The organism is Massilia eburnea, from assembly GCF_009720745.1.
Lineage (GTDB): Bacteria > Pseudomonadota > Gammaproteobacteria > Burkholderiales > Burkholderiaceae_D > Rugamonas > Rugamonas eburnea.
In genome coordinates this window covers 1-5,710 of record NZ_WNKX01000052.1, presented here as the reverse complement: position 1 = coordinate 5,710, position 5,710 = coordinate 1, and the positions used below count along the sequence as shown (strand labels likewise).

Annotated in this window: 5 protein-coding genes and 1 tRNA gene; 4 read left to right on the top strand and 2 right to left on the bottom strand. The window is 63.4% G+C overall.

Annotated features, from left to right (window positions below; translation table 11 throughout):
- Nucleotides 1-1,597 (top strand): LuxR C-terminal-related transcriptional regulator (locus GM658_RS28450; RefSeq protein WP_229417111.1); only part of this gene is annotated, 1,597 nt, incomplete at its 5' end.
- Nucleotides 1,598-1,640: 43 nt separating this feature from the next.
- Here GM658_RS28450 and GM658_RS28445 read toward each other — a convergent pair.
- Nucleotides 1,641-1,725, bottom strand: a tRNA-Leu gene (locus GM658_RS28445).
- A 522-nt stretch (nucleotides 1,726-2,247) separates the two neighbouring features.
- Here GM658_RS28445 and GM658_RS28440 point away from each other — a divergent pair.
- Nucleotides 2,248-2,649, top strand: coding sequence for a hypothetical protein (locus GM658_RS28440; protein ID WP_155457484.1), 402 nt, complete (start codon nucleotides 2,248-2,250; stop codon nucleotides 2,647-2,649).
- 69 nt (nucleotides 2,650-2,718) lie between these two features.
- Entirely contained in the window at nucleotides 2,719-3,105 is a 387-nt protein-coding gene (locus GM658_RS28435; protein ID WP_155457483.1) for a hypothetical protein, read from the top strand.
- A 6-nt stretch (nucleotides 3,106-3,111) separates the two neighbouring features.
- Here GM658_RS28435 and GM658_RS28430 read toward each other — a convergent pair whose 3' ends face one another.
- The gene (locus GM658_RS28430) at nucleotides 3,112-5,025 is read right to left on the bottom strand and encodes an AAA family ATPase (RefSeq protein WP_155457482.1); all 1,914 of its coding nucleotides are present in this window, start codon (nucleotides 5,023-5,025) and stop codon (nucleotides 3,112-3,114) included.
- Nucleotides 5,026-5,427: 402 nt separating this feature from the next.
- Between GM658_RS28430 and GM658_RS28425 the strand changes: the two genes are divergently transcribed.
- A partial coding sequence (locus tag GM658_RS28425; RefSeq protein ID WP_155457481.1) for a DUF4382 domain-containing protein occupies nucleotides 5,428-5,710 on the top strand: 283 nt, incomplete at its 3' end.

Here is a 5,710-nt window from a genome sequence, read left to right as displayed (position 1 = left end):
GGCGCGGCTGGGAGCGCACCGCCAGGCTGCCGCCCACCTGGCGGCGGCGCTGCGCTTTGTCGGCAGCGCCACGCCGGCGCCGGAGGCGGCCCAGCTGTACGAGGACTGGTCGTACGAGGCCGGCCTGGTGCGCATCGACGACGAGGTGATCGCAGCGCGCCACCGGGCCATCGAGCTGTGGCGCGGCCTGGGGCGCTGCGACAAGGTCGGCTTCAACCTGCGCTGGCTGTCGCGCCTGCATTGGTACCGCGGCGAATCCGACGTAGCAGGCCGCTACGGTATGGAAGCCATCGCCACCCTGGAGCAGCTGCCGCACAGCAGCGAGCTGGCCATGGCCTACAGCTTGCGTTCGCAGTACGAAATGCTGCAGGACCGGCCGCAAGGGGCCATCGCCTGGGGCGAGCGGGCGCTGGCCCTGGCCGCCGAGCTGGACGACGTGGAAACGCGCATCCATGCCCTGAACAATGTCGGCACGGTGCGCCTGTTCGGCGGCGACCCGGCCGGCCAGGCCATGCTGGAAGAAAGCCTGGCGCTGGCGCTGCAACACGGCTATCACGAGCACGCGGCGCGCTGCTATACCAACCTGAGCGAATGCGCGGTGACGGCCAAGCGCTTTACCCTGGCCGAGCGCGTGGTGAGCGAAGGCATCTCCTTCGACAGCGAGCACGACCTGGATGCCTGGACCCACTACCTGGTCGGCTGGCAGGCCCAGTTGCGCATGGCGCAGGGCCGCCTGCCGGAAGCGCGCGCCATCGCGCAGGGCGTGCTGCAGCTGCCGCAACTGACCCTGATCATGCGCCTGCCGGCGCTGACCGTGCTGGGCCGCACCTGCGCCCGCCTCGGCCAGCCCGAAGGGCGGCGCTACCTGGATGAAGCCTGGCAGGGCGCGCTCGCCACCGGCGAGCCGCAGCGCATCGTGGAAGCGAGCCTGGGCCTGATCGAAGCGGCCTGGGTGGACGGCAAGCTGGACGCCTGCCGCGCCGGCCTGAGCGCGCTGGCCCAGCACGATATCGCGGGCGTGAATATGTGGGACCGCGGCGAGATCGTGCTGTGGCAGCACCGCGCCGGCCTGGAAACCTGGCCGGACCTGGCCTCCGGCGCGACCTTGCAATTGCCCGCCCCGGTCGCGGCCGAACTGGCCGGGAATGGCCAGGCGGCCAGCGCCATGTGGCGCGAGCTCGGCCTGCCATTCGAGGCCGGCCTGGCCCTGCTGTCCGTGCAGGGGGAGGGCGCCGGCGCGGCAGCGCTGCAGGCACTGGCCTTGTTTGAAGCATTGGGGGCGCGGCCGGCGGCGGCGCGGGCGCGCGCCCAAGCTGGCCGCCTGGGGCAGGGGCCGCAGCTGCCCAGGGCCAGGCGCGGCCCGTATGGCGCGGCGCGCAGCCATCCGGAAGGCTTGACCCGGCGCGAGGCGCAAATCCTCGATCTGCTGCTGGCCGGGCAAAGCAATGCCGATATCGCACGCTGCCTGGTACGTTCGCCGCGCACGGTGGAACACCATGTCTCGGCCCTGCTGGACAAACTGGGGGCGCGCAGCCGCTTCGAGCTGATGTCTCGGCTACAGCCAAAAATGGGTGGGGAAAGACGGGAATCTGGGTAAGCCACGGCCGCTGCCGCAGCCTATATTGAAGGCAGGAGGTATGTGGTGCCCGAGGCCGGAATCGAACCGGCACGCCTTGCGGCGGCGGATTTTGAGTCCGCTGCGTCTACCAATTTCACCACTCGGGCCACATAACGCGACACGCATTATTACCGATTTGCCACCCCGCGGCAACCCTGCAGCACATATTTAAGCTATGGGGCAGGCGAGGCAAATTGAAAAAAATGAGCGACCGGTAGCTTTCCAGCCAGAACCGGCAAGCGTAGGATGAACTGAAGTCGAACAGACACCCAGCGGCCAGCACAAGGCCGCAGCAAGCTGCCGCTGCACAGACCGCAGCTTGCTCCCACAGCGCCCAGCCTATCGGCCACGGCGCCGGGCACCAGGTTTGGACAGCTGGCGCAGGTGCACCCCACCCGCCCCAGCCCCGAGCGCCCCTCCAGACACAGGCCGGGGCGCCCCCGGACAGCATTGCCGCACTGACGGCAAGTCCTCCAGGCCGATCATGCAGTTCGTCGGGTCACCAAGCGTTCTATTCCTCTGAACGTGCGGTTTGTCGCCCGGATCTGCACATCCGAACTTCCTTTGCTAATTTTAAGTTGGCCCCGCACCCTTTCCTTGACGGGGCACCCAGGCGAACCAAATCGGAGATGATGATGAAAAAGCTGATGATGCTGAGTGCCGTGGCTGCACTGATGTTGGGCGGTAGCTCTTACGCTGCCGGTGTTGACGATGCAACCGTGAAGATCCCTGCGCCGGCAGGGAGTATCAAACTGCACAGGAGCGGGTTCGATGACTTCGCGAACCGGTATGCCCTGAGTAATGGCAATACCATCAAGTTCACGCAGTCGGGCGGCCATTACTGGGGGCGCCTGGCGCTGGAAGACCGGGTCGAGCTGTTCCCGATTGCTTCCAATATTTTCGTGACGGCAGCCGGCACCCGCGTCGAATTCCGCGACAAGGGTGAGGAAGTGGTCATCGAAAACTACGAACGCCTGCCAATGTCGGTCGCGATGAAGGAAACCAATGTGCGCGTAGTTGCTGCGCGCTGAGCGGGATAATGCAGCGGCGGTGGCGCATCAAAGCGGTGCGCCACACCGCTTTATTCGAAGGAGCCGCACATGAAAACCCTGGCAGCGAGTGCTGCCGCATTCGCTTTGTTGTTCAGCGCTTCCGCCCTGGCGGAGGACGAACTGACCGTGCGCGTTCCGGCGACCGGCAGCTACAAGATGGATCGCAACGAGTTTCGCGACTACGCGTATACCTACGAACTAAGCAACGGCAAGAGTATCCACTTCTCGCAGTTCCGCAAGCAATTCTATACCCAGCTTGAGGGCGAGCAGCGCGCCGAGCTGTACCCGCTTGCCGAACGAGTCCTGATGACCGCGGCCGGCACGCGCATCGAATTCAGCCACGATGGCGCGGGCGTCACGATCCGCAATTATGAAAAACTGCCGATGGCGCTGGCGCCGGCCGGCAGCAATATCACGGTAGTCGCTTCGCGCTAGCGAAGCTTATGCCGCCTGCTGCAGGGGCGCCGCATCGAGGCGCTCTTCCAGCAGTGCGAAGATGTCATCCTTCGACAGGACGTAGCGCTCCATCAGCTCGCCCTTGATCGATTCCATCACCGCACGGTAGTCGCGCATGGCGGCCAGCGTGGTGCTGTACAGCTCGTCCGCTTTCGCCTCCACCTGGACCAGGGTGTGCTCGTCGCCGGTCTCGCCGCGCAGCTGGCTGTAATCGAGCTTGGAGCGCGAATACATGGACAGGCGGTTGACCATCATGTTCAGCATCTTGGTGGCCTTCTCGATATCGTTCTGGCTGCCCACCGAAATGCCGCGCGCGCCATAGAACATTTCTTCCGCCGCCACGCCGCCGTACAGCTGCATCACGTCGCGTTCCATTTCTTCCAGCGTGCGCAGCGACATGTCGTCGCCGGCGCTCAGCACATAGCCCAGCGCATTCATCTTCGACACCGCCTCGGTGGAAATCTTCAGCAGGTGCGATTTCTCCTTCACTTGCGCCAGCGGCAGGCCGGCGCGCAGGTAAGGATCGATCTGCATGAAGAAATGGCCCAGCTCGTGCAAGGCGATGCGCTCGCGCTGGCGGGTCTTCTCGGCGGTGGTGGCGCGGTCAGTCAGGCCAATGGTGGCGCGCTCGAAGGCGCGGAACATCAGGTCGGTATTGATCACGCATTTTTCCTGGATCGAGATCATGGAAGCGCGGTCGACCACGGTTTCCAGCAGCGCGGGGCTGAGGTTGGCGGTGATCTCGGCCACCTGGTCCAGGTCCATATGCTTCCAGTCCACCAGGCCGTCCTGCTTGCGCTTCAGGAAGGAGTCGAGCAGGGCGCGGCGCTCGCCCTTGTTCGGCAGGCGGAAGTTGATCTTCACGCTGAAGCGGCGCAGCATGGCTTCATCCATGTCCGACGAAGCGTCGTCGAAGTTGGAGGCAACGATCCAGATCACGCCCTGGCCTTGTTCGCTCTTCACGCCGTCCAGCAGGCCCAGCAGGGTGTTGGCGGTATCGTCTTCCCATTTCTTCTCGCCGCGGCCGCGCGGCATGAACAGGGCCTGCGCCTCGTCCAGGAAGATGATGCAGTTGCCGCGTGCGCAAGCCTTCTTGTACAGCGCATTCAGCGCCTTGGAGCCACCGCCCACATAGCCGGACTCCAGCGCCGACCCGGAGGCCTGGATCAGCGGATAGCCCAGCTTCTTGGCCAGGTAGCCGGCCAGCTTGGTCTTGCCGGTACCGGCCGGGCCGGTCAGCATGACGTTGAATGGCTTGTCGATATTGTGCTGCTTGTAGACTTCGCGGTTGCGGATCATGTCTTCCAGGTGCAGCACTTCCTGCTTGATGTCTTCCATGCCGATCAGGTCGTCCATCGAACCTTTCAGCTTGTCCGGCGTGATCACGGATGCGTTCGGGCCCATGCCAGGCACGCCCCACTTCAGCACGAACAGCACCAGGCCGACCACGAAGATGTCGAAAGCATGGCGTTTCAGGAAAGCTTGAACGCCGGCCCATTGGCCGCCGTCGTCCAGCAGCACGCCTTTGTGGGCGGCCAGGAAGTCTTCCTTGGCGATGGCGTAAGGGATGTTATTGCGCAGCAGGACTTCGCGCTCCAGGCTCTGGTGCGAAGTGCTGGGCACCACCACCACGTGCAGCGTGGCGTCGCCCTTGTATTTGTAGATATAGCGCGGCGAATCGGCCAGCGGACGCGCGATCAGCAGGTAGTCCAGCTTGTCGCGCGCAGCCACCAGGGCCGTGATTTCACCGATATTCTGCGAACGCATGACCGGGGCGGCATCCTGCGCCACTTCGCCGCGCAGCAGGGTAAAGGCGAGGGCGGCGGTAGCCAGCATCACCAGGGTGATACGCACCAGCGGGTTCTTGAGGGCGAGTTGGAGCTTGTAGAAATTGAACATAGGCCTGGAAAACTCAAAAGTTTCTGGTGGGCCTATGGCCGGCGGCAAATGCCTCGGCTGGCCCCGTATTGTCAGAAGTGCCTTGCGGCAACACTTCGCATATGGGGACTATACCTGAGAAATTCCAACCCTGACTCAGCTGTGCGGTAAAAAAACTTTCGTTGCGCAACAGTAATGAATGGCAAGTTGTTTATGGCTTTGCCATGCTTGCTGATTGTTTTTTAATTTTGTAAAAAGACCATCAAATCAAAGACATGGGCGTTTCGACAAGGAAATGTTGCTTCTTTGCTGCAAGGAAGCAGCTAATGTGTAACAGAGCGTTACCACCGATGCCAAACTGCTTTTTTATTTCCGTGTGGAAATAGATAATGGGCCCCACATCACAACCACAAGGAGGCCCACATGAAGAAGACCGTTTTTGCCCTTTCCCTGGTTGCCGCTGCCAGCCTGCTGACCGCCTGCGGCGGCGGTGGCGGCAGCTCGCAGCCTTCCGTCACGCTCGGCACGGTGGGCGTGTCGCTGACTGACGCGCCGGCCTGCGGCTTTGACGCCGTCAATGTGACCGTTTCCAAGGTCCGCATCAATTCCAGCGCTTCCGCCAGCGATACCGATGGCGGCTGGACCGATATCACCCTGTCGCCGGCGCGCAAGATCAACCTGCTCAACCTGAACAACGGCGCCCTGG